Genomic DNA, 23053 nt, shown 5'->3' with positions numbered 1-23053 from the left:
AGCCGCCACCCCGGCCGGTCCTGAGGGTCAATGAGGGGATATGCGAAGAGTTAGCTACCGGTTTCGCTGGCCGCTGGGGCTGGACACCCTGCTGGTGGAGATCGGCAAGCTGGCGACCGCTCGCTCCCTGAGGTTGAGCGAAGCGGTGTCCGTCGAGATCTCCGATCAGATCGTGGCGGCGTCTTGCCTGCCTCCCTTCCTGCCGCGGCCCTCCGCGCCGCGAATCCGCGCCCTTCCGCTCAAGCCGCCGCGGAGCACGGCTGAAAAGTTTGCCGTCAGGGCTGGACCTTGCCCCTAGGGCAAGGTTTGAGGATGCGTGTGACGCCGAAACGGAAGGAAAACCGGAGATGTCGCACGCGATGTTGGAGAAGTTCGTTGAGGGCGCCGCTGACAGGCACGGGATCCCGGGGCTGGCTGTCGGCGTGTGGGTCGATGGGCGGGAAGTGTTCGCCGGCCACGGGGTGACCAGTGTCGAGAATCCGCTGCCTGTCAATGAGGACACGCTGTTCCTGCTCGGGTCGGTCACCAAGACCTACACCGCGACCGTGATCATGCGGCTGGCCGCCGAGGGCAAGATCGACCTGGACGCGCCGGTGACCGCGTACGTGCCCGAGTTCGGCCGGTCCGACATCACGATCAAGCATCTGGTCAATCACACCTCGGGGCTGGACTGGGGTGTCATGGAGGACACCGGCGAGAACGATGACGCGCTGGCCAGGTATGTCGACTACTTCGCCGCTCTGCCGCCGATCGCCCAGCCCGGCGAGCGCACCTCCTACAGCCAGGGCGGCTACAACCTGCTGGGCAGGGTGATCGAGAAGGTCACGGGCATGACCTTCGAGCGGGCCGTCGCGGAACTGCTGCTCCAGCCGCTCGGGCTCCAGCGCAGCTTCTTCTCCCGTGAGGACGTCATGACCAGGAGGTTCGCTGTCGGGCACGACCTCGGTCAGGGGGGCACGCTGACGGTCTCGCGGCCGTGGCGGCACTGGCGTGGCGATGCTCCGGGCGGCGGCATCGCGACGTCGATCGGTGATCTGCTGCGCTGGGCCAGATTCCATCTGGGTGAAGAGCGGGCCGAGGTGGTGTCGGCCGAGGTGCGGAGCACGATGCGGGTCCAGACCGCGGTGTTGCGGGCGAGCAGCATGGGGGACGGCGTGGGGCTCGGGTGGTTCCTGCGGGAGCGCGACGGTGTGCTGCTGGCCGGTCATGGTGGGTCGGCCAATGGGCAGTTCGCCGAACTGCTGGTCGTGCCGGAAAGGAATTTCGCCGTGGCCGTCGCGTCCAACGCCGGCCCGAACGGCATTCCCTGCAACCAGGAGATCGTCAGATGGGCGCTGGAGCACTTCATCGGCGTGATCGACAAGGATCCGGAGCCTGAGCCGTTCGATCATGACAAGGCGGCTCAGATCATTGGAAACTACGCCAACGACGCGATGACCCTCCAGATCCGCGCGGAAGGCGCACGGCTGGTCCTCGAGGCGAAGATCAAGCCGGAGCTTCGCGAGATGGCGGAGGTGGAGTTGCCGCAGGACCACGAACCCTTCGAGTTCGGGCTGCTGCCTGGGGACGAGTACGTCATCACCAGCGGCGCCTTCGTCGGTCAGCGTGGCTTCTTCAGCCGTGACCCGCACGGGATCGTGGTCGGCGTCGACCTCGGCGGGCGACTGTTCGGCCGGGTCTAAGCTGAGCCCGTGATCACCATTGGCCAGCTGGCGGCCTTCGCCGGTGTGACGACCAAGGCGGTCCGTCACTACCACCAGCGTGGGCTGCTCGAAGAACCACCCCGCGACAGCTCGGGCTATCGGCGGTACACCGCGCGGCACGCCATCGACCTCGTCAAGATCAGAACTCTTGCCGAGGCGGGCGTGCCGCTCGCCCGCGTCAAGGAACTCTTCGCCGCCTCGCGCGAGCAGTTCGAAGCGGCCATCACCGAAATCGACGACAACTTGCAGCGCAAGGCCGAGGAGCTCCGTCGCACCCGGGAACGCATCGCCCAGCTCCAGGCCGGCGACCGGCTGTTCGTCTCGGCCGACGTGGCGGCCTTCCTGGACCGGCTGCGCGATCTGGGCGTCAGCGATCGCATGATCCAGATGGAACGCGACGTGTGGATCCTCATCCAGTCGGTCTCCCCCGCCGACGCGGCCCTGTGGATCGCCGACAAACTCGACGCCATCAACGATCCGGAATTTCAGGCCATCTACGTCGACCACGACGCCGCCCTGGACTGGCCGCCCGACGATCCCCGCCACACCGGCCTGGTCACCCGCAGCCAACGCTGGCTCGCGAAACGCCCCGACCTGCCAGTGAGGAACCCGTCAGTCGCCCACCTCCTGACCGCCGTCGACCTGCGGTTCCAGCAGTAAGGCCTTCGGGGAGGACCCGACCGGATCGTGGCGCTACGCCACTACGGGCTTGCATTCGGAGGCGACACATTCATCATGCGCCGCAGGCCACGCGCCATCGAGATCGCCGCCCAGGTCCCACCCGGGTGGCTGTCCGGCCGGGGGAAGCCGGAGCGGTCGCCGATCAGGGAGGCGCCGAGTGCGGTCGTCATGTACACGATGGTGCGTCGGCCCATGCGCGTGCGACCAGCCCGCTCGTGTACAGCACACCGCGTACCGCTCATCGAAGGCCAGCCAGGCGTGGGGCGCGCCCTAGTCGGCCTGCAGGGGTGCCGTTGATCGATCGGTCAGGGGCGATCCGACTCGCCCGGGCACGCGCAACGTGTATTCGATCAACATTTTGGGTCCTTTCCTGGATTCACCGATGTCCTGGACGGCGTCGACTCAGACCCGAGCCACCCAGGCCCGGAATGCGCAAACCCGGCCCGATCGAACGATCTCGGGCCGGGCCTCGGTTCATCCGCCGATCAGCTCGACAGGCCGGTGAACATGCCGGGCTCGTAGGAGCCCCCCGGGTTACGCACGATCACGTTGAGCCGGTTGGTCGCGTTGATCATGGCGATCAGGGAGACCAGGGCGACGAGCTGGTCGTCGTCGTAGTGCTCGCGCACCCGGGCCCAGGTCTCGTCGGACACGCCGTGGTGGGCGTCGGCGAGCCGGGTGCCCTCCTCGGCGAGCGCCAGCGCGGCCCGCTCGGCTTCGGTGAACACGGTCGACTCACGCCAGGTGGCGACCAGGTGGAGCCGGACCGCGGTCTCCCCGACCGCCGCGGCGTCCTTGGTGTGGTAGTCGACGCAGAAGCCGCAGCCGTTGATCTGGCTGGCCCGCAGCATCACCAGGTCCTGGACGGCCTTGGGCAGCGGCGACCGCTCGATGGCCAGGGCTACGTTGTAGATCCGCTTGCTGATCTTGGCGCCGAGCTCGCTGGCCATCAGGTTCATACGGGGTTCCATGACTTCGTCCTCACTCGTGGGGTGGCGCACCGCGGATCGTCCGCGCGGTGGCCTGACGGACATGGAGATGCCGGGGGCCCGGTCCCCGTGACCGGCCGGCGATGTGACGTGCGCCACCGTCCACGGGTGTCACCGGACGGCGGGGACCGGCATCTTGTGCATGGCACGGTCGAGAACGGACAGGCAGGAGCCGGTGATGGACGAACGCAGCGAGCTGACCGCGGGGACGGCCCGGGCACCCTCCTTCGGTGGTGCCGTGGACTCCGCCACCGAAGCGTTCACCGCCCACCGCACGCGGCCCGGCGGCCGTGGTCAGCCGGGCAAGGGGTCGGCTACCTTGCGGCTCGGCGCAGCTTCGGGAGTACTGGGCCCGTTAGGCCGGGTCGCGGTACATCGGTGCCGGCTCTCCGTAGTGCACCCGTCGAACAGCACCGGGCAGGGCTTCGGTCAGAGCCTGGGACGCGTCGACGGAACATCCGACGGTGAACTCGATCTCCTCGTCGACCTCGCAGGCCAGGCACCAGGCCCGATCTTCGGGCCACACGAGGTGTGGGTCCTGATCGCCCAGCGCAGAGCCGTACCAGGCGAGGGTGGGCGCGTCGCTCAATACTTCGACAGGGCCGGTGAAGAGCAGCATCTCTCGATGAGGAATGTCCACCCGCGGCGCTTCAGGAGTCGGCGGGTCCCCGCCCGTCCACCCCTCCCAGATCGCCGCGTATCCGTTGGAAGGCGTGGCCGTGCATGTCGCGAGAGTCGTGAGTGCCACGCGAACGGCGCGATCTTCTCCCTCCGAGGCGACACCCTCCATCCGATGGGCAAAGGCGATACGCACGTACACGTCGAAGCCTGGTGGGCCGTAGCGAACAAGATCCCACCAATCGACATCAGCCCGGAGCAACCATCGAGCCGCATCGGCATTCGGAGCGGGTCGCACCTCGGTCATGTCCTCAGTCTGTCGCAACCGCAGGCGATAACCGAGACCGGGGTCGAGCAGCATCGGAACGGCCGCCTCAGCACCACTACTCGACATCACCGCCGAACAGCACGCCGCCCGCCCGATGCGCCTGTTCGCTTCCTCACCTGTTCTCCTCCCGACGCCTGGAGCAGCCATGCACCTGCACCACAGCCACGCCTTCCCCGAGGATCACGCCCACGGTCCCGGCGGTTCCGCCGCCGCGCCGGGACGGTAGAGCGTGCCTTCCACGAGATAACCAAGGTTCACACAGTCGGGTCTGCCGCCGTAGATCGGCGCATGCCGGCTGCCGACGGCCCGGACCCGGAAACCGGCCACCGGATCAGCCCGATCGCGTACGCTTCCTCCGGCGCCACCGCGAGGGATGCGGACCGACAAGTCGGGGTGCCGTTAAGAACCATGTGATGGGCCGCCAAACCGGATCTGACCTGTGGTTTCTTCGGAATTCGCGGCCGAACCGGCGCGTGCGCTCACCGGCGACAGCAGATGCTTGCCGAACCGCCTGAGCGGCTTCCACGTGTCTTCATTGACCCCGGTCGTCGTTGGTCAGGGTAAGGGCGATCAGCCTGTGGTCACGGCTGCTGCCGGCAGCTGAATGTCAGGTAAGGCATGTCCTGCTGACAGCCGTTCGATAAGGGTTGGTACGGCCTCTTCTCCGCCGTTCGTCGCTGCCCAACGGCTTACCTGGCAGGCGGCTTCGGCGTACACATGGGGTTCCGCTGATGCCGTGCGGAGCCAGTCGCCGAGCGTCGCCGGCAAAGCTCGGCGGGAGTCGCGCAGGCAACGGTCGCCGGCCGGGGCGAGGTATCGGGGATCATCACTGACCAGGACGGCCAAGCCCTCATCGAACCACTGCGGGACTTCGGCGCCGTCCAGACGGGCGTGAAGCTCCACATGGGTGAGCTCGTGCGAGGCGATCACGGGATCGACGCCGCGCGGAGACAGCATCACCGACCGGTTGAGTACGGCGATGCCGCGTTCCCGGCCACCACCGATCCTGCGGTAGCAGTCGTCGGACAGGCAAACGAGGATGTCAGGAGTGCTTGCCCGTCCGCCGAAGAAGGCACGTACCCGCTTGTTCGCCTGCTCGACGACCTCAGCCACGTGCCGGCGCTCGGCCGGCGCCAGGCCGGGTTCGGCGTACACGCCGGCCTGGAGCCGCTCCAGGCCATAACAGCCGGGACAGGTGGTGGCCGCAACAGAGGGGAAGGCGATCGCGGTCAGCGCCACGGCCGCGGTGAGGAGAACCGCGGTGACTGTGCCCGCGATCCACCAGCCTCTCCGGCGCCGGCTTGCCCCCCGAGGGATCAAGGGCATGGAACCTCCTTGGAGATCAGGTGTCTGAGTGGCGCGGTGCCAGGCCGTGCTCGTAGGCATAGATGACGGCGCGCACCCGCGTGGGCAGCCCGAGTTTGCGCAGCAGACTCGCGACGTGGTTCTTGACCGTGCCTTCCTCGATGGTCAGGGCTCGGGCTATCTGCGCGTTGCTCAGCCCGCGGGCCAGGTGCCGGAGCACCTCGAGCTCACGAGCAGTGAGCCGCTTGTGCGCCTCGGCGGGGGACGCGGGCGACAGGCTCGCGAATCGGTGGATCAACCGGGTGGTGACCTGAGGGTCCACCAGCCCGTGCCCGCGGTGCAGCGCTCGCACCGCCTCCAGGAGCAGTTCGGGGTCGCTGTCCTTGAGCAGGAACCCCGAAGCCCCCGACTGGAGTGCCCCGAAGAGGTACTCGTCGGTGTCGAACGTCGTCAGCGCGAGCATCCTCGGCGGAGCTTCCATGCCGGCCAGTTGCCGGATCGCGGAGATCCCGTCGACGTACGGCATGCGCAGGTCCAGCACCACCACGTCGGGGCGCCGCCACAGCGCCTGGTGGACGGCCTCTGCTCCGTCGGCCGCCTCACCGACCACCTTGATGTCGGGCTCGCCGTCCAGTGTCACGCGCAATGCGTCACGTACGGCCGGCTGATCATCGGCGATCACCACTCGCATCATCATGCCGCCCTCCTCGAACCGACGGGCCCGATCGGCACGACGGCCTCCACCTGCCAGCCGTGATCCTGCCCCGGGCCTGCCACGAACGTGCCGCCATGTTGGTCCACCCGCTCGCGCATGCCTCTGATGCCCCGCCCCTCCGCCCCGGCGCGGCCGTGGCCGTCGTCGGTGATCGAAACCGTCACAGCGGCCGGGTCGCACACCACGTGCACGTCCACGTGGCCCGCTCCGGAATGGCGGACGGCGTTGGTGAGCGCTTCTTGTACGACGCGGTAGACCGTATGGCCGACAGCGGGAGGCAGCGTGATGCCGGCCCCGGCGCGGTGGACCGAGATCGGCAGCCGTGGGGTGGAGAGCCGCTTGGCCAGGCTCTCGATCTCTTCCAGGTCTGGTCCGGTGGGTGCCTCACGCAGTGAGTCGAGAAGGGCGCGCACCTCGTTCAACGCGGTTGCGGAAAGCTCGGCGATGGTGCCCAGCGCCTTGTCGGCGGTCTGCGCCTGGCCACGCAGTGCTCGGCGGGTGGCGGTGGCCTGCATGCGGATGGCGGTGAGGTGGTGGCCGACGCTGTCGTGGACCTCGCGGGCGAGCGCGGCGCGTTCCTCAGCCATGGCGCGGCGGGCCTCGGCGTGGTCGAGCCGTGCCGCCTGCGCGGCCCGCTCACCGTACAGCTGCAGGGCGAGGCCGATCGCGACCGGAGCGACACCCATGATGACCAGGTCAGTGACCGCGGAAAGCCCCGCCTGTGCCCGCGGGATGAGCAGGCCGTAACCGGTGGTCCAGACGATGGACAGGCTCATCACCAGCCAGGCGCGGCGCGGCAGGCGGAAGGCCGCCGCGCCGAACATGACCATGGCCACCAGCCGGCCTTGCCACCCTGGGATCGCCAGCCCGAGCAGAGCCATCGCCGCTGACAGCAACGCTCCGGTCAGCGGGAAGCGGGCACGCAACGTCAGCGGCAGGGCAGCGGCGAGGCTGACACCCGCCAGGAGGGGCAGCTCAGGCCACGGTGACGGCTCGCCGTCGAGTATGGCGAATGCGATGAGCGCGGCCGTGGCCGCGAGCACGAAGAGTCCCTCTCTGGCGTACACAGCGGCAACGCTACTTCGCCGGGCCGCAGGAGGCGCCGTGCGGCGGCATCTGGCCCGTGGCCAGGTAGCGGTGTACGTGCTCGCGTACGCACGGGTGGCCGGAGAGATAGAGCGCGTGCCCGCCGACGGCCGGCAGGAAGCGGGCCCCGGGAAGCTGGGCGGCCAGCCGGCGGCCGTCCGCGGTCGGGGTGTTGTCGTCGTACTCGCCGCCCGCGATGAGCGCGGGGGGCAGGCCGGGCGCCTTGATGGGGTGAGGCGCGTACGTCCTGGTTGGCGGGAGGCCGGCGCAGTGGTTGGCCATGAGCCACACGGCCCGCCACCCGATGTGGGGCGTATCGCGACGCAGGACGCCCTCCAGCTTCTTGACCTTTCCGTACCCGGGGTAGGGCAGATCCGCGCAGAGGATGACGCGCGACAGGTCGGGGTCCGGCGCTCCTTGCACCTTGGCGAAGAACGAGGCGTCGCCGGCCTGTGCCCGGGCGAGCCCGGCGGCCAGGCGCTCCCAGGTGGCCTCGTGGGTGAAGTGGGCGCGGGAGGCGATCTGGGTCTCGCTGATGCGTACGCCGGGACCGGCTTCGGGGGCGGGGATGGGCTCGCGGCGGGCCTTGGCCATCACCTCTTCCCAGACGGCCACCGGATCCTTGCCGTGCAGCGCGCAGGTGGCGGTGCTCTGACACCAGACGGCGAAGCGCTTGAAGTTGGCCTCCAGGGCCGTGGCCCGGGGCTTGAGCCAGGCGCGCAGGTCGGGGGTGGTGTGGTCGAAGACGCTGTCGAGATACATCCGGCCGACCTTGCGGGGGAACAACTCGGCGTAGGCCTGCCCGAGTACGGTGCCGTGCGAGTTTCCCAGGTAGGTCAGCTTGGCCTGTCCCAGGGCCTTTCTGATCGCCTCCATGTCGTGCGCGATCTGCCAGGAGTTGAGGCTTCCTGACAGATGTCCGGCCTCTTCGGCGCATGCTTGCCCAAAAGCGCGGTTCTTCGCAGCGTACGCGTCGTATGCCTCCTTGTTCGGAAACACCCACTCGGTGGCGAACGGTGCGGAGATGGGGCAGTTGATCACGCTGGACTTGCCGAACCCCCGAGGGTCGAAAATCACTACGTCGAACCATTTGGTCAGATCTGCGAAGGACTCCTTCGCCTGACGGAGAAGCCCGATCTGCTCGCCAGGCCCACCAGTGTTGACCAGCAACACGCCCTTCTTGCCGGCCTGGTCCTGAGCCGGCAGCTTGGCGAGACCGATCGTGGCCTTCTGCCCTGTTCGGCGGGCCCAGTCGGCGGGCACCTGGATCTGTGCGCACTGCAGACCGTCCCCGCAGTCCTGCCACGACAGCGGCGTGGCCGTGACCGGAGCGACGGCGGTGACCGCGCCGACGACGAGTGAGGCAACGATGTTCATGCCGGAAGGATCGCCGGAGCCGTTCCGTCCACGCGTCCCCCCTTCTGCATATCTTTGCCTGGCCGCTGGACGCCCGGGAGCAGAGGCGCTGCCTGCGCGCCGTGGAGCCCGCAACGATGGCTGCGGAGATCCTGTCAGGATCGAGGGTGGCGGCGTCGGGCGTCATTCGAGGCCGGACGCGGTGGCGAAGGTGCGTCTCGCCGGCGAATGCGGACGTCTCCTGTTCGGCCACCGACGCGCGGATACGGGCCCTTGTTCGATGTCCAGCCACGCCGCAATCCGGGCGAACCAGGTCTGCTCGGCGGCGGACGCTCCATACCTTGGGATCCGCTGGTGACCTCCCCCCATCACGGGAGATCGAAGGGGGCCGGGAAGTGGTCCGCCCAGATCTGGCGGGATGCCTGTTCGGGGTAGGGCAGGGTTTTCGGCTCGGCGTCCAGGACGCGGGTGAGGTGCTCACCGGGCCGGTGGGCGGGCCAGCCCGCGTCGCCGGTGGTGACGAAGCGGACCCATGCCTCCTGGAGTTCGCGGGAGAGCGCGACGGCCTCGGGCGTGGGCTCCTCACCGATCAGCTGGGTGCCGACGGGGCTGTCCAGCGTGCCGAACGCCAGGGGAACGTCGAGGCTGTGGCAGGCGCCCAGGATGCCGCCGAGGGCCGGGGAGGCCCAGCACAGCTCGAACAGGTACGAGGTGCCGCCGGCTGCGGCGTTCGCCTCGGCCAGCTTCTGTGACGGCATGCGGAAGAGGGCGTCGGAGTACACCGTCTCCACCAGTTCCTCCGGGCCTGCCTGCGGGTACGCGGCACGGTAGGCCCGCGCGCCGCCCGGCTGCGGAGCGAGCAGTTCCAGGGCTGCGTGGGCGTCCTCCTCGGTGAAGGTGCCGTACCGTCCGCCCATGACGCTGAAGTACCGGAACTCGTCCCGGGTGTGGCCGACGAGCAGTTCGGTCCCGCTCGCTCGCGCGCCGGTCAGTGCGGGCCAGGGCGTTTCCGGCAGGACCTCGCCGTCGACGACGGGGCACAGGGCGGTGCCGGTTTCCGTGAGGCGTCCCCAGCTCTCCCGGTGCGCGTGGAGGCCGGCGTTGAAGGAGGTGAGCTCTGCGGCCAGGTGCCAGGGGTCGATGTCGCGCAGGGCCTCGGCGGTGGGGGCCGCCGCGCCGAGCCGGTCCGCGAACGCGGCGGTGACCTGCCGCGCCAGCGCGGGGGTGCTGTGCAGCATCGGCACCGAGTGGGCGATGGCCCGCCGGAACAGGCCGCGCGCGGACTTCATCGTCAGCAAGGCGGCGACCGAGCCCGCCCCTGCGGACACCCCGCCCACGGTGACCCGGCCGGGGTCGCCTCCGAAGGCGGCGATGTTGCGCTGCACCCACTCCAGCGCCGCGATCTGGTCGAGGAATCCGCGGTTGGGCGGCGCATCGTCGAGGAACGCGAATCCCTCCGCGCCCACGCGGCAGTTGATGGTCACCACGACGACTCCCGCCTCGGCCAGCGCTGCCGGGTCGTACATCGGGTCGCTCGACGCCGCCGAGAGGTAGCCGCCCACGGGGATCCACACCAGCACCGGCAGTCCCGCCGCGCCGGGATCCGGCGTGCCGACGTTGAGCGTCAGCCAGTCGCCGCCCTGCGGGGGCACGTCGATCGGCAGGGACAGCGGCACCACGGGGCCGAACTCGACCGCCTGCCTCGTCCCCTCCCAGCGGTGCGGCGGCGCGGGCGCGGCGAAGCGGAGCGCTCCGACCGGGGGGCGGGCGTACGGGATGCCACGGAACACCGCGTGGCCCTGCCGCCGGCGCCCCTGCACCACGCCTTCTGCGGTTCGTACCTTCGGCTCTTCGGACATGACGATTCCTTCCCTTGGGTGGATCCCAGGGTTATCGGTCAGATGTATTATGTCAACTGTATTGGAAAGTCTCGGGGGACGACGGAGAGGGCCGGCGATGCCGAAGCAGGTGGATCACCGCGAACGCCGCGAAGCGATCGCCCGCGCACTGTGGCGGGTGGTGGAGCGGCGCGGCGTCACCCAGCTGACGATGCGCGTGGTGGCGCAGGAGGCGGGCATGTCGCTCGGGCAGCTGCAGCACTACTTCGCCTCCCGTACCGCCATGCTCTCCTTCGCCATGGACTTCGCGTCCGAGCAGACCTCAGTGCGCGTACGCCACGGGCTCGACAAGCTCGGTGACCGTCCGCACCCCCGTGACGTGCTGCGACTGACGCTCGCGGAGATGCTCCCCCTGCACGCCGACGCCCGCGCGACCAGCCGGATGAGCGCCGCCTACGTCCTGGAGGCGCTGCACGACGAGGCCGTGCACGAACAGGCGCGCCGCGGCCTCGTCCAGGGGCGGGCCCTCGTCGAGCAGGTGGTCCGCCAGGCGATCGCCGACGGGCACATCGACCCCGGCCGCGACCCGGCGACCGAGACCAACCTGCTCCTCGCCCTCACCGGCTTCACCTCCCTGATCGAACTCGGCGTGATCGAGCCCCAGGACGCGCTCGCCGCGATCGACGTGCATCTGGACCGGTTGTTCAGGAGTACGTGACCGTCCCCGTCCTGCGCGTCAGTCCGACAGCCAGTGCAGCTCCTGCGCCAGGGTTCTGGCGACGGCGCGGATGCGGCGGTGCAGCGGCGACTGCTCGCGTGGCAGGACCAGGTGGATCGTCAGGCTGGGTGCGCCGCGCAGCGGCCGCCAGGTGAGGCCGGCCGGTTGTACCGTGACCGCGGCTTCTCCGGCCGGGGCGAGGGTGGCCCCGTCGCGCAGGTCGCGCTGGGACATGTCGTAAGAGACCGCGAGCGTGTGAAAGCGAGGGTGTGGCCGGGCCTCTTGGAACAGTGCGGACAGCTGATCGTGGATCACGGGGTTGGCCGCACGGTCCGGGAGCCTCAGCGGGTACGCGGCCGCGTCGGCGATCTCGATCTCCGGGTGGCCGGCCAGCGGATGGTGCTCCGCCAGCTGCACCCCGATGCGCAGACGTCGCAGCAGGTACCTGCGTACGCCACAGCCCGGTTGTTCGCTGCGGGTGATGCCGGCGTCGAGGCGGCCGTCGGCGACCGCGGGGGTGATCTCCGGTGTCGCCATCGGGACCGCGCCGACCTCGAGCCCGCTGGTGCCGCGCATCAGCCTGTCCACCAGGGCCGGTACCGTCTCGGCCCCGGCGCTGAGGCTGTATCCGATGCGCAGCGTGCCGAGTTCGCCGGCCGCCGCGCTCCTGGCGGTGTCCCATGCCCGGTCCAGTGCCGCCAGCGCGGCAGGTGCGGCCTCCGCCAGAGCCGCACCTGCCGCGGTCAATTCGACGCTTCGCGTGTTGCGGAGCAGCAGGGGCGTACCGAGCTCTGACTCCAGGCGGCGCATCCGGGCGCTGAGTGCGGGCTGGGCGATACCGATTCGTGCGGCCGCGCGGGTGAAGTTCAGCTCCTGCGCCAGCACCAGGAAGTACCGCAGGCTCACCGTGTCCGGCGCCACGAGCCCTCCCCCGCCGATTGATAACGATTCGTTCTGAGTCTAGCCCGAACTGGTCTTTCCCTCGGCCGCACATCAAGCCCTAACCTGCGCATATATCGACCGATCTGAGTGTCCGATCGGAGTCGGACGTGTCCGGTCCAACACAGGAGGTTTCCATGGCGAAGGGTTACTGGGTCAGTGTCTATCCCGACACTCCCGACATTGAGCGGCTGGCCGCTTACGACAAGCTGGCCGGTCTGGCCGTCCAGGCCGGGGGCGGGCGCAACCTTGCCCTCCTCCCGTCCCGTGGCGGTCGGATCGTCGCCCACGAGGCCGGAGTCGCGCAGCGCGTCGTGCTGATCGAGTTCGACAGCTTCGAGCAGGCCGTCGCAACATACGAGAGCGAGGCGTACCAGAACGCGCTGGTGGCCCTCCCCGACGGCTTCAAGCGCGACTTCCGCATCATCGAAGGCGTCGACTGACCGGCGGGCCCGGTGAAGCCGAGCAGCAGCGGCCGACGGAGATCCAGCGGGAATGACGACCCGGCATGACAGCAGGCGATCACGCGGGCGGCGAGAGGAGGCGGTGGCGGTTCAGCCAGCCGGCGATGGCCTGGCCGATGGCGTGGGGCTGGTCCTCGGGGGCCTGGTGGCCCGCCGGTCCGATGCCTTCGATTTCGAGGGCTGCGATGTTCTGGCGGGCCCAGTCCACGATCTGCGGGGAGGCGATGCCGACGCCGTCTTCGACCGTGAGGAGCAGTTTGGGCACCTCTGGGCTGGTGGCCAGCCATACGCCGTAGGCGTCCATGCGTTCGGCCACGTCAGCCGGGTCGCGGTCGAAGGGGATCTCGCGCGGCCACTGGAGCAGCGGGCGGCGGGACGACGGGTCGGGGTAGGGCGCGCGGTAGACCTCGTGGTCGTACGGGCTGAGGCCGGTCTTGATGGCGAAGGGGTGGGGCAGGGCGTACTCGATGGCGGCGTTCTCCTCCAGCAGCAGCCGCTCGCCAAGGCCGGGGGTGCGCAGCGCTCGGGAATGGTCGATCACGTCCTGCGGCAGTTCGGCCCACATCTGCGGGCGCAGGAACGTCTCCAGGAGGGCGATGCCGCGCACCTGGCCGGGGTGGCGGGCGGCGCGGTCCATGGCCAGCGCGCCGCCCCAGTCGTGGCCGACCAGGACGGCCTCCTCCAGCCCCATCGCTTCGAACCAGGCGTCCAGGTAGCGGGCGTGGTCGGCGAAACGGTAGCCGATGTCCGGTTTCCCTGAGGCGCCCATCCCGATCAGGTCGGGGGCCAGGACCCTGGCGCGATCGGCGACGTACGGGATGACGTTGCGCCAGATATGGGACGAAGTGGGGCTGCCGTGGAGGAACACCACGGGCACCTCCCCCTGCCCGGTCTCTTGGTAGGCGAGGTAGGAGTCGATGACGGCGACAGAATTCATGATTTTTCACGTCCTTCGCTGAGTTGCGCCTGGACTCTAGATCTGCATCATCTCAACTGTCAACATTCCAACTATTTATAAGGCAACCGTCATTGGCAGAACGATTGGACTGCTAGGGTGAGGAGCGTGCCCGACCAGGTGAGCAACGTCGTAGACGACGAGTCAGGACCGCTGCACGCGACCACCGGCCATCTGGTGCGCCGCGTGTTCACCGCCGTCACCGCTCATGCCGTCCAGGACGGGCCGCAGTCGCGGGAGTTCGTGGTGCTCGACGTCCTCGCCGACGAGGACTCCCCCTCGCAGCAGGATCTCGCCCACCGGCTCGGCATCAATCGCACGATCATGGTCAGGTTGCTCGACCGGCTCCAGGACAAGGGCTACGTCGTCCGCACCCGCAACCCGGCCAACCGCCGCACCCACGTACTGTCGCTGACCGAAGCGGGCCGCAGCGCCCTGGACGGCATGCGCCACGCCGTCGCCGTCCGCGACGCCCGGCTCACCGGCGCGCTCACCGAGCAGGAGAGGCGGCGCCTCACCACGCTGCTGACCACGATCGTCGCCGACGACGGGCCGTCCGCCATCCGCAGCATCGAGCACCTGATCGCGCAGGCCCACTACCGGCTGCGGCGTCTCGGCGATCATCGGCTCGCGGCGTACGGCCTGCGCACCCGCCACTTCGCCCTGCTGCCGGCCCTGGACCGGCTCGGCCCCTGCCCGCAGGAGCAACTGGCGCGATACCTGCACCTGACCGAACCGGCCACCGCCTCCCTCATCGACGAGCTGGTGCAGGCCGGCATCGTGTCCCGCGGCCAGGACCCGCACGACCGGCGCCGCTACGCCCTCCAACTCACCGACCTCGGCCGCGACCGCATCCCGGCGGTGCGTGAAGCCCTGGACGGCATGGAACGCGACCTCGACGGCCTCCTCGGCCCGGACGGCGCCCAGGAACTTCGCACCCTTCTCGCCAAGCTCTTGCCGTAAGCCTGCGATTCTCGATGCTCAGGCCGGGATCCAGTTGCCGTGGAAACCCGTGGGGATGCGTACCGGGAGGTGCACCTCGGCGAGCGGGGGCGCGGCCAGGTCGGCGGCGTTCAGGATGGCCAGGTAGCTCGTACCGGCGCCCCGGTCGTGCGCGAACGTCATCAGGTAGCCCTCGTTCTCAGCGGTCCCCCGGGGCACGAAGACGGCCTCGCCGCAGGTGTGGCCTGGCGGGAGGCGGTGCACCGCCCGTTCGCCGCCGGTGAGGTCGTAGGCGTAGATCTCCGACCGCTCGGGCTCGGCGTCCAGGGAGAAGCTCGTCGTGTAGCCGAAACGGTGGGACAGTCCGAGCACCGAGTCGGCCACGCGGGGGTACTCACTGGGCGCGTCGTCGAGCGGCTCCTCGGTGACGGCTCCCGAGGTCAGGTGCAGCGTCCAGCGGTACACGACCGGGAGCCCGCCCGCCAGGTCGCCGGCGCCGTCACGCCACAGCGTGGGGACGCGGGTGCCGGTGACGGTGATCGTGTCGCCCTGGGGGTCCTCGAAGGCGTTCATGGTGTGCCACACGTAGCAGGGGGCGACGTCGAACCAGCGTACGGGCGCTTCGTCGCCGGCCGTACGCGCCAGCACGCCGAACCTGGCGCGGTGCCCGTCGTCCCAGCGCCACGGCGGCCCGCCCGCCGCAGCCTGCGCCGGGTCGAAGACGACCGGCAGGTCCATGAAGATCACGTGGTTCCGGGTGACGGCGAAGTCGTGCATCATCGTCGCCCGCGGCACGTCCACGACCCGCGTCTGCACCACCTCCCCGGCGGCCGATGCGCGGTAGTAGGTCAGGTACGGCGGGCGCAGCCGGTAGCCGAAGAACAGCAGCTCACCGGTGATCGGGCAGGTCTTCGGGTGCGCGGTCATCGGGGTCCGCAGGGCGCCGTCGAAGGTGTGCGCCCCGATCGTGGCGAGATCCGGCGTCACCTCGTACGGAAAACCGCCCTCCTCCAGGGCGAACAGCCGGCCCGCGTGCGTGATCAGGTGGGTGTTGGCGGTGGTGACGCGGTAGTCGATCCGGCCGGTCTCCTGGTTGAAGGCGAGGGCCAAGCGGGACTGGCCGGGGTGGTCGTAGAGCGGTGTGCGTACGTACCGGTTGCGGTACCAGCGCGCCCTGCCGCCCTCCAGCGCGATGGTGTGAATCATGCCGTCACCGGCGAAGGAGTGCGGCGACCAGCCGGTACGCGGATTGGGCCCATTGCGGAAGAACTGCCCGCTCAGCTCGGCCGGGATCGCGCCGACGACCTTGGACGGCTCCAGGGTCACCTCATCGGCGACCGGTGCGTTGTTGCCCGCGAGATGTAGCGGCACCGTTTCGGACATGCTGGAACTCCTGTCGGCGTGGGGTGGAGACTGGGTGGAGACGCCGACAACCGTGCCGGAGAAAGTCCGTGGATGACAGTCTTGTTCTTCCCGCCCGCCTCAGCCGACCGACGAAGCCCCAGGTGGGAGCGGCCTCAAAAACCCTGGCCTTCATGGCGCAGGCGCTCGCGCCAGGGGTGCGTGCTGTGCGTCATCGCCAGCGCCTCATCCAGCCAGCATCGCTGCTCGTCGCTCAGCATCGGAAGGACTATCTCGAAGTCGGTCTCGTCCTTCGGTCGCATGCCCTTGGACTTGTAGAGCAGCTGCACCTCTGGGGCAAGCCGCCGGAAACCGTCCTCCTCGATGGTCAGCCCGGCCAGCGGGCGGCGGATCCGAGGGTCACGCCGGTAGATCCATTCCTCTCCTTCGGTCTCGTCCAGCATGAGCTGGAACCGCCATGGTCCTTCCGGGTGCTCGCGGACCCAGATGTCGTGCGCCTGCTCGGGCAGCACCTCGTCCAGCGCCCATGGCCGCAGCGTCTGGGCCACGGCCGCGACGTGGACGTCCCAGCCGATCAACAGCCGCCGCACGGCGAGCTGGTCCCGACGCGGCAGCGCGATGTCCACGTCCCCATGGTCGCGATACGAATGCCCCACGGCCAGCTCGATCGCATACCCGCCGCCCACCCACCACGGCGCCGCCAGCCCGCGCATCAGCGCGACCACCTCGCCGAGCGGAGCGGCGTCCCAGGGCCCCCACGGCGTCTCGATCCTCACCATCCGGAAATCATGCCTGATCGCAGCCCTCGTCCTATTTTTGTGTGTAGATCGTCGGCTGCACTCCGGAGACCTGGGTCACCCGCGCCAGGAACTTCTGGACCTCGGCAAGTTGTAGCCGCTTGCCGTCGCGGATGCACTCCTCCAGGTCGAGCACCGGCGGCGGTTCGTACGCGTTGCGCCAGCTGAGCCCCTGGGCCCGGGTGACGCGCAGGAAGTGGTCGGCCTGCGAGGCGCCGTCCTGGCCGGCGGTGAAGTAGTGGTAGGCGGTCCTGATCAGGTCGACCGACCGGGCGCCCGCCAGATCGCGGGCAAACCACGGGTCGACCGAGCACTCGCCCGTGGTGGCCTTGATCGAGATGAACTTCTGGCCGGCGACGATCGCGCGCCAGTCGAACGCCGTGCCGCCCGGGAATGGAGGCGGCGGCACCCAGCTCAGTGCGGATGAAGGTCTTGCGGTTCACATCCCCCACTTTCATGACCGCGGGCGCGGCAGCTGTCCTGCTGGTGCGCCGGAAGCCGAGATCCGCGTCGGTTCACGCCGGCGTCTGCGCAGTGTCAGCAGGGTGCGCACGCCGGTCGCGTAGATGAGCACGCTCAGCCCGATCAGCAGGATCGCGACCGGAACGGGCAGCGGCTCGGGCAGCCGCGTCGCGAAGGTCCACAGCGTCTGCGAGGTACCGCCTTGGGAGATCAGGATCAACGAGATCACGCCGGAGGCCATCGGAACCCACCCACCACCGAGACACAGACTGACGGTGAGGCGCATGCCGGTCCCGCCTGACGGCTCGACCAGGACGACCTTGGGCTCCCCGGGCCGCGGGCGGAGGTTCGGGTTCCCGCCACGCAGCTTCTCCAGCAGTTCGGGTCCGTTCGTCTCGAGCCTGCGGTAGGCCAGTCGCCCGAACAACCACATGCACAGTCCGCCGATGGCCAGGCCGAGGGGGAGACCGGACCACCGCAGCAGCGGGTCGTCGCGTAACGTGCCCACGAGCACCAGCGCGGCGACGGGCAGCGAGGCCGCGACCGAGGCGCCGATCATCGTCCAGACCAGCCCGGTGAGGTTGCCGCTGTCGGTGGCGGGGTTCGCGCTGCGGCGGTGGGCGTCAGGCATCCGGATGGGTACCATGACCGACAGCAGCGCCAGCAGGCCGGCTCCGGTCCCGATCGAGCTGGCGAGGATGCCGAGTGTCCACGGCCAGAGCCAGCTCTGCCCGTTGATCAGGACCCCGATCACGGTGAGCGCCACGGCCACCGGCACGGTGACCAGCAGCCACGCCGTCTGGCGGCCCCGCACGTCCGCCCGCTCGACGCCCGGGGTCATCAGCGTCAGCCACAGCGCGCTGCCGTCGGCGCTGTAGAGGTTCGCCGAGCACGCTGCGGCGATGACCACCAGCGCGACGCCTGCCCAGGGCAGGTAGGCCGTGACGCCCGCGAGCAGCGGCAGCGCGGTGTAGGCGATGCTGAACCACAGGGCGAAGAACCAGAAGTATGTCCGCAGCATGTCCCTCGGCCACGTCCGCAGCTCCTTGCCGATGACGGCGCCGAGCCTGGTCGAGGGCAACCGACCGAGCAGGGATCGAGTGGACACCTTCGGCCGGACGGCCGGCGCGCCAAGCGCACCCGTGATGCGGCGGTGCAGCAGCCTCGACCACAACGCCAGCAGGCCGCCGACCAGTGCGATGAGCGCGACCAGGGCACCGCCCGCCACCAGCCAGTCGGATCGGCTCACCGCCTCGACGGCCGCGATGCCCCAGCCGGAGGGCAGCACCCGCAGGATGATCGGCAGCCAGGCCGGCCAGCCGCCACGCAGCAGCTGGGACTCGCCGAGCACGACGAGCAGGATGCCGATGTTCGAGGCGCACGCCACGATCACCGCCCACGGCATGGCGATCATCGCCGCGCGGAGCCGGGAGCGCATCATCTCGCCGACCAGCGCGACCGTGATCCGGGAGCAGAGCACGAGCGTCGCGAGCATGGCCGGCACCGCAACCACCGCGACCAGCGTCGGCCCGGGACCGAGTCGGGCGCCGAACACGACGAGGGCGAGTAGCGCGAGCAGCGTGACCGCGGCCCCGACGCTGAACAACGACACGCCGAACAGGCCGCTCGCCATCGTCCTGGACGTCATCGGAACGCGGGTGAGGTGTTCGGGGCGCAGGTCGTTCTTCTCGCCGCCGGCGAACAGCGGGCCGAGGACCCAGCCGAGCGCCCACCCGGCGAACACAGCCGCAAGCACATCGGCGGAGATGGCCGCGTCGTTCACCGCCACCATGATCGTGCCTGACGCGGTCAGCAGGCCGAGCACGGCACCCAGGGTCATCTCTGCCGCGTGTCCTGCGGTCATCGAGTTCCGGAGCATCGCGAGCTTCATCCGGATCAGAACGCCAACCACGAGAGTCCTTGCTCACCCGGGCTCGACGCGCCAACCAGTCGCACGAAGGCGTCCTCCAGGCTGGCGCCGTCGCGCACCTCATCAAGGGTGCCCTCGGCGACCGTTCTGCCCGCGGCGATCACCGCTACCTGGTCGCAGAGCAGCTCGACCAACGCCATGGAGTGACTGGAGACCACCACGGAGCCGCCTCGGCGGACGAACTGCTGGAGGATCGCCTTGATCGTCATCGACGAGACCGGGTCCACCGCCTCGAACGGCTCGTCCAAGACCAGCAGCCGAGGACCGTGCAGCAGTGCGGTGGCCAGGCCGATCTTCTTGCGCATGCCGGCGGAGTAGTTGCCGACCAGCGTCCGCTCGGCGCCGTCCAGCTCCATCACCGTCAACAGCTCGTCGGCGCGCGCGGCAACCACGGTGGCCTCCAGACCGTGCAACAGCCCCAGATACGTGAGCATCTCCCGGCCGGTCAGTCGTTCGGGCATCGCCAGGCCGTCCGGCAGCACGCCGAGCATCGTCTTGGCACGCACAGGGTCGGCCCAGACATCGACGCCGAACACCCGTGCCGCCCCGGCGTCGGGGCGCAGGAGCCCGACCGCCATGGACAAAGAGGTGGTCTTGCCCGCCCCGTTCGGCCCGACCAGCCCGAAGAACGAACCACTCGGCACCGTCAGGTCCACCCGCGTCACGGCGACCACGTCACCGAACGCCTTTCGCAGGCCCCGAACCTCCAACGCGGGTAACTGCTCATCGCCCGCTGGCAGTGGGGCATTCTCAGTACCCTCTTCAGTCATATGGCCACCTATGGGGTTGTGGCAGTCAATTGACGAACATCCGACACCAAAGCCGGCTGGCACCATGATCGCAGTGCGTCCACTGTAGCGAGTCAGGCGGGGCGCAGGAGGTCGCTGCGGCGGGTCAGCAGGTGGGCGCGGTCGGCCGTCAGCTCGGTGCGGCGCTGCTCCAGGTAGGTGACGGTGTCGCGGGTCCACTCCGCCAGCTTCTTCACCCCGGTGCGGCTCTTCTCGATGCGCTGGTGCTTGATCGCGTCGAAGACGATGTTGTCGAAGAAGACGTCCACGAACCATCGCCTGTCCACCGTCGGCATCACCGGCCGGGCCGTGACGCCGACGTCGGCCAGCTCGCGGGAGAAGACGTCCAGCGCCCGTTGCGCGTGCCAGGCGGCCTGGTCGGCATGGGTGAGCTTGCCGTGTTCGTAGGCGTCGAAGAGCAGGCCGCCGCCGAGCACGTCGAAGGTGGAGGCGTTCCTGGCCGAGTCGAGGAAGCCCAGCACGACGTCGAGGGCCTGGCGTGCGTCACGCCCCGCCCGGTGGGCTTCCTCGCACTCGCGCAGGTCGGCTTCCACCTGGTCGAGCGCCGTGCCGAGATCGGCCAGTTCCCGCGCGAGCGGATCGCCGCCGCGGATGAGCTGCTGCTCCTTCTCCGCCAGCAGCCGGGCGTGCTCCAAGGAGGCGGAGGCCAGCGCGGCCAGCTCCGCGTCGGCCGCCGCCGCGTCGGCCTCCAGCCGGGCGAGCCTGGCCCGGTGGCCGTCCACGCGTTCCCCGGCCACCAGCGCCTCGGCGCGCTCGCGCTCCAGGCGCTCCTCGCGGTTGCCCAGCAGGCGGGCCAGGACGGAGGACGGACCGCCTTCCAGCCGGGCGACGTCCCGCTCCTCCTGGGGCAGCGAGAGCTCCAGGTCCTTCAGGGTGGCGCGGACGTCCGCGACCTGCTGTCCGATGCTTTCGCGCAGGCGCCGGACGTGTTCGGCGCGGTGCATTCTGGCCGACGCGTCGCGAAGCCGCTCGTCGAGTTCCCCGAGTACGGTCACACTCTGAGGACGAACGGGCCGCGCGTCGTGTTCCGTCTAAGTGAGGAGCGTGTAGTCCTCCAGCGTCGGCGGCCAGAGGGCGTCCTCGCCGGCCATGGCCTCCGGCTCGTACGTGTGCAGCTCGAGCGCGAGGTCGTCGGCGCACCAGTAGGCCGCCTCGCGGTGCGCGTCGCGGCCCTCGCACCACAGCCTGCGTTCCCGGTGGACGACGTAGACGAAGTAGGCGTAGGACTCGACGCGCCGGTGGGCGACGCGGGCGCTCTCCAGCGCTTCGTGCACCTCGTACACCAGGCCGGTGCGGCCGTCGAGGAAGAGGTACCAGGTGCCCATGGCGTCGAGCATGAACAGGGCTCCGAGGTCGTCCGGCAGGCCCGCGCAGGCGCGCAGCTCGTCCAGGCCGTCGGACCAGTATTCGCTCATCGGCTGGGCGAAACGGCGATGTTCGCCCGTCCAGTCGGGCTCGTTGAGACCGCCGGCGGGCAGGCCGACCTCGGTCAGGAAGCGGCGGGTGGGTGCGTGCGCGATCGCGGGATGGAGCTCGCCGTCGTCCGGCCTGAAGACGCCGTCCTGGCCGTACAGGTCGTCGAGCAGCTCGCGGGTGACCCTGGTCGCGGGGCGGCGGAGCGGAAGCGGGGTGACGGCGCCCGGCCCGCCTGCCAGGCGCTCGTGGTGGGCCAGGTGGCGCGTGAGGTAGTCGGGCGGGGACAGCTCGGCCGACACCGGCCAGCCGCGCATGACGGCGGCCAGCTCTCCGTGCGCTTCGGCCGGCGGGGCGACGATCTCGGCCAGGCAGGGCAGGCCGATGGCGTAGGCGGGCAGGCCGGGCTCGGCGAGGGGCAGCCGGGCGGCGGCCTCCGCGACGCCGCGGGCGGCGGCCTCGGGCGCGTCGCGGTGCCGGCCGCAGTGCAGCAGGCGCCACGTATACGGGCCGATCGGGCCGAAGGCGAGGGCCAGCGTGCCGGCGGCGGCGCGGGCGTCCGGCGACAGGCCGTCCAGCCAGGCACGCGCCACCCGTACGTCGATCGGCAGGTCAGGGCCGGGGTCGGCGCCCTCGGCCCGGGCGGCGAGCGCGGCGACCCCCGGCGAGGGGTAGACCTGGCCGGCGGTGAACGGCGAGCGCGGCACCCGCTCGCTGTCGTACCAGGCGGTGAAGGCGGCGCGGTCGGTGGCGCGCGGGTCGTCCAGGTCCAGCACGAACGCCGCCAACCCGAGCCCTTCCCCGGCGTCGGGACGGGTGAGCTCGACGAGCAGGCGGACGTGCGGGTTGACGGCGAGGGGAAGGACGAGCTCGGTGAACGCGCGCTCGGGGTCGTTGCTGCGGTGGGTGTCGGCCACGGTGACGAGCACGGGCCGGTCGAGGGCGTCCAGGCCGGCGCCGTCGAGCTTCAGCTGCCCTGCCAGGTCGCGTACGGCGTCGTCCACGTCCATCCCGCGCAGGAGGATCGCCGCCTCGTCCGGTCCCGGATAGCCCGACCAGTCCCAGACGCCTGCGTAGCCGAACCAGGACAGCAGCCGGGTCTTGCCTGCGGCGGGCGAGCCGGTGACGACGCAGACGCGCGGCCCGTAGGGGTCCTGGCGCCAGCGCAGCAGGGCGTCGGCGGCGGGGGCGCGGCCGGCGGTGGGCTCGTCGCGGATGCCGCGCTCAGGACGCGTCTCCACCCAGGGGGGTGCGGCGGCCAGGTAGTCGGGAACCTCGCGCGGCCCGCCCAGCAGCTCGCGGACGAACGTGGTGAGGGCCGCGTGGAAGCCGGGCATCAGCGCCGCGGTCTCGGCCCAGTCGTCCCGTACGCCGCTCACGCAGGGCTCGTTCCTGTGCCGCGCCAACCTCATGGGGTCGTCGTCGTGATCGTCGGCCAGCTCGCCCAGGTGCCCGAAGAACGCCTCCTGGATCGTGCGCAGCCTGCCGACGTGCTCGCGCAGCCGCGGCGCCTCCGCGTGCTCGCCGAGCGCGGCCAGCACGCCGTCGAAGTGGGCGAGCCGCACGTCCGGCCAGGGCAGGCCGACGGCCAGGAACGCGCCGGACAGGCGGGAGGGGAGGTCGCGCGGTACGTCCATGATCCA

21 protein-coding genes are annotated in these 23053 nt (G+C 70.1%); 5 read left to right on the top strand and 16 right to left on the bottom strand.

Features of this window, described 5'->3' with window-relative positions; all coding sequences use genetic code 11:
- The first annotated feature begins 269 nt into the window (after positions 1 to 269).
- Complete coding sequence (locus tag ABZW11_RS07690; protein ID WP_355413782.1) at positions 270 to 1682, top strand: serine hydrolase domain-containing protein; 1413 nt, start codon at positions 270 to 272, stop codon at positions 1680 to 1682.
- A gap of 9 nt (positions 1683 to 1691) precedes the next feature.
- Positions 1692 to 2363: a MerR family transcriptional regulator gene (locus ABZW11_RS07685; protein ID WP_355413780.1), complete on the top strand. Its 672-nt coding sequence runs from the start codon at positions 1692 to 1694 to the stop codon at positions 2361 to 2363.
- Between the two features lie 506 nt (positions 2364 to 2869).
- Here ABZW11_RS07685 and ABZW11_RS07680 read toward each other — a convergent pair.
- The 7 genes from ABZW11_RS07680 to ABZW11_RS07650 form a co-directional block, all read right to left on the bottom strand.
- Positions 2870 to 3355 (bottom strand): carboxymuconolactone decarboxylase family protein, encoded by a 486-nt coding sequence (locus ABZW11_RS07680; protein WP_355413778.1) that lies wholly within the window; start codon positions 3353 to 3355, stop codon positions 2870 to 2872.
- Between the two features lie 373 nt (positions 3356 to 3728).
- On the bottom strand, positions 3729 to 4352 hold the full coding sequence (locus tag ABZW11_RS07675; RefSeq protein ID WP_355413776.1) for a hypothetical protein: 624 nt from the start codon (positions 4350 to 4352) through the stop codon (positions 3729 to 3731).
- Positions 4353 to 4889: 537 nt separating this feature from the next.
- Positions 4890 to 5645 (bottom strand): hypothetical protein, encoded by a 756-nt coding sequence (locus tag ABZW11_RS07670; protein WP_355413774.1) that lies wholly within the window; start codon positions 5643 to 5645, stop codon positions 4890 to 4892.
- 16 nt (positions 5646 to 5661) lie between these two features.
- Positions 5662 to 6321 carry a response regulator transcription factor gene (locus tag ABZW11_RS07665; RefSeq protein ID WP_355413772.1) on the bottom strand — a complete coding sequence of 220 codons (660 nt, stop codon included), beginning with the start codon at positions 6319 to 6321 and terminating at the stop codon, positions 5662 to 5664.
- Positions 6318 to 7406: a sensor histidine kinase gene (locus ABZW11_RS07660; protein ID WP_355413770.1), complete on the bottom strand. Its 1089-nt coding sequence runs from the start codon at positions 7404 to 7406 to the stop codon at positions 6318 to 6320. Before ABZW11_RS07660 ends, ABZW11_RS07665 begins: the two co-directional genes overlap by 4 nt.
- 10 nt (positions 7407 to 7416) lie before the next feature.
- The gene (locus tag ABZW11_RS07655; RefSeq protein ID WP_355413768.1) at positions 7417 to 8802 is read right to left on the bottom strand and encodes an alpha/beta hydrolase; all 1386 of its coding nucleotides are present in this window, start codon (positions 8800 to 8802) and stop codon (positions 7417 to 7419) included.
- A gap of 347 nt (positions 8803 to 9149) precedes the next feature.
- On the bottom strand, positions 9150 to 10640 hold the full coding sequence (locus ABZW11_RS07650) for a carboxylesterase family protein (protein WP_355413766.1): 1491 nt from the start codon (positions 10638 to 10640) through the stop codon (positions 9150 to 9152).
- 97 nt (positions 10641 to 10737) lie between these two features.
- Here ABZW11_RS07650 and ABZW11_RS07645 point away from each other — a divergent pair, with 97 nt between their 5' ends.
- Positions 10738 to 11337 carry a TetR family transcriptional regulator C-terminal domain-containing protein gene (locus tag ABZW11_RS07645; RefSeq protein WP_355413764.1) on the top strand — a complete coding sequence of 200 codons (600 nt, stop codon included), beginning with the start codon at positions 10738 to 10740 and terminating at the stop codon, positions 11335 to 11337.
- An 18-nt stretch (positions 11338 to 11355) separates the two neighbouring features.
- Here the strand turns inward: ABZW11_RS07645 and ABZW11_RS07640 are convergent, their stop codons facing one another.
- On the bottom strand, positions 11356 to 12258 hold the full coding sequence (locus ABZW11_RS07640; RefSeq protein WP_355413762.1) for a LysR family transcriptional regulator: 903 nt from the start codon (positions 12256 to 12258) through the stop codon (positions 11356 to 11358).
- Between the two features lie 155 nt (positions 12259 to 12413).
- On the opposite strand from ABZW11_RS07640, the gene ABZW11_RS07635 reads away from it, so the two are divergent.
- A complete protein-coding gene (locus ABZW11_RS07635; RefSeq protein WP_355413760.1) occupies positions 12414 to 12719 on the top strand; it encodes a DUF1330 domain-containing protein in 306 nt (101 codons plus the stop codon).
- A 79-nt stretch (positions 12720 to 12798) separates the two neighbouring features.
- On the opposite strand, the gene ABZW11_RS07630 is transcribed toward ABZW11_RS07635, so the two are convergent.
- On the bottom strand, positions 12799 to 13677 hold the full coding sequence (locus ABZW11_RS07630; protein WP_355413758.1) for a haloalkane dehalogenase: 879 nt from the start codon (positions 13675 to 13677) through the stop codon (positions 12799 to 12801).
- A gap of 138 nt (positions 13678 to 13815) precedes the next feature.
- On the opposite strand from ABZW11_RS07630, the gene ABZW11_RS07625 reads away from it, so the two are divergent.
- The gene (locus ABZW11_RS07625; protein WP_355413756.1) at positions 13816 to 14658 is read left to right on the top strand and encodes a MarR family transcriptional regulator; all 843 of its coding nucleotides are present in this window, start codon (positions 13816 to 13818) and stop codon (positions 14656 to 14658) included.
- Positions 14659 to 14676: 18 nt separating this feature from the next.
- On the opposite strand, the gene ABZW11_RS07620 is transcribed toward ABZW11_RS07625, so the two are convergent.
- The 7 genes from ABZW11_RS07620 to ABZW11_RS07590 form a co-directional block, all read right to left on the bottom strand.
- On the bottom strand, positions 14677 to 16020 hold the full coding sequence (locus tag ABZW11_RS07620; RefSeq protein WP_355413754.1) for a carotenoid oxygenase family protein: 1344 nt from the start codon (positions 16018 to 16020) through the stop codon (positions 14677 to 14679).
- A gap of 134 nt (positions 16021 to 16154) precedes the next feature.
- Entirely contained in the window at positions 16155 to 16778 is a 624-nt protein-coding gene (locus ABZW11_RS07615) for an amino acid transporter (RefSeq protein WP_355413752.1), read from the bottom strand.
- A 31-nt stretch (positions 16779 to 16809) separates the two neighbouring features.
- Positions 16810 to 17205, bottom strand: coding sequence for a GH25 family lysozyme (locus tag ABZW11_RS07610; RefSeq protein ID WP_355413750.1), 396 nt, complete (start codon positions 17203 to 17205; stop codon positions 16810 to 16812).
- A 45-nt stretch (positions 17206 to 17250) separates the two neighbouring features.
- Positions 17251 to 19122 carry a hypothetical protein gene (locus ABZW11_RS07605; protein WP_355413748.1) on the bottom strand — a complete coding sequence of 624 codons (1872 nt, stop codon included), beginning with the start codon at positions 19120 to 19122 and terminating at the stop codon, positions 17251 to 17253.
- A 32-nt stretch (positions 19123 to 19154) separates the two neighbouring features.
- On the bottom strand, positions 19155 to 19958 hold the full coding sequence (locus ABZW11_RS07600) for an ABC transporter ATP-binding protein (RefSeq protein WP_355413746.1): 804 nt from the start codon (positions 19956 to 19958) through the stop codon (positions 19155 to 19157).
- A 92-nt stretch (positions 19959 to 20050) separates the two neighbouring features.
- Positions 20051 to 20992 carry a hypothetical protein gene (locus ABZW11_RS07595; protein ID WP_355413744.1) on the bottom strand — a complete coding sequence of 314 codons (942 nt, stop codon included), beginning with the start codon at positions 20990 to 20992 and terminating at the stop codon, positions 20051 to 20053.
- Between the two features lie 36 nt (positions 20993 to 21028).
- On the bottom strand, positions 21029 to 23047 hold the full coding sequence (locus ABZW11_RS07590) for an SUKH-4 family immunity protein (protein ID WP_355413742.1): 2019 nt from the start codon (positions 23045 to 23047) through the stop codon (positions 21029 to 21031).
- Positions 23048 to 23053 lie beyond the last annotated feature (6 nt).

Origin of the sequence: Nonomuraea sp. NPDC004580 (genome assembly GCF_040609855.1) — a bacterium.
GTDB classification, from domain to species: domain Bacteria; phylum Actinomycetota; class Actinomycetes; order Streptosporangiales; family Streptosporangiaceae; genus Nonomuraea; species Nonomuraea salmonea.
This window is presented reverse-complemented; position numbering and strand designations above follow the sequence as displayed.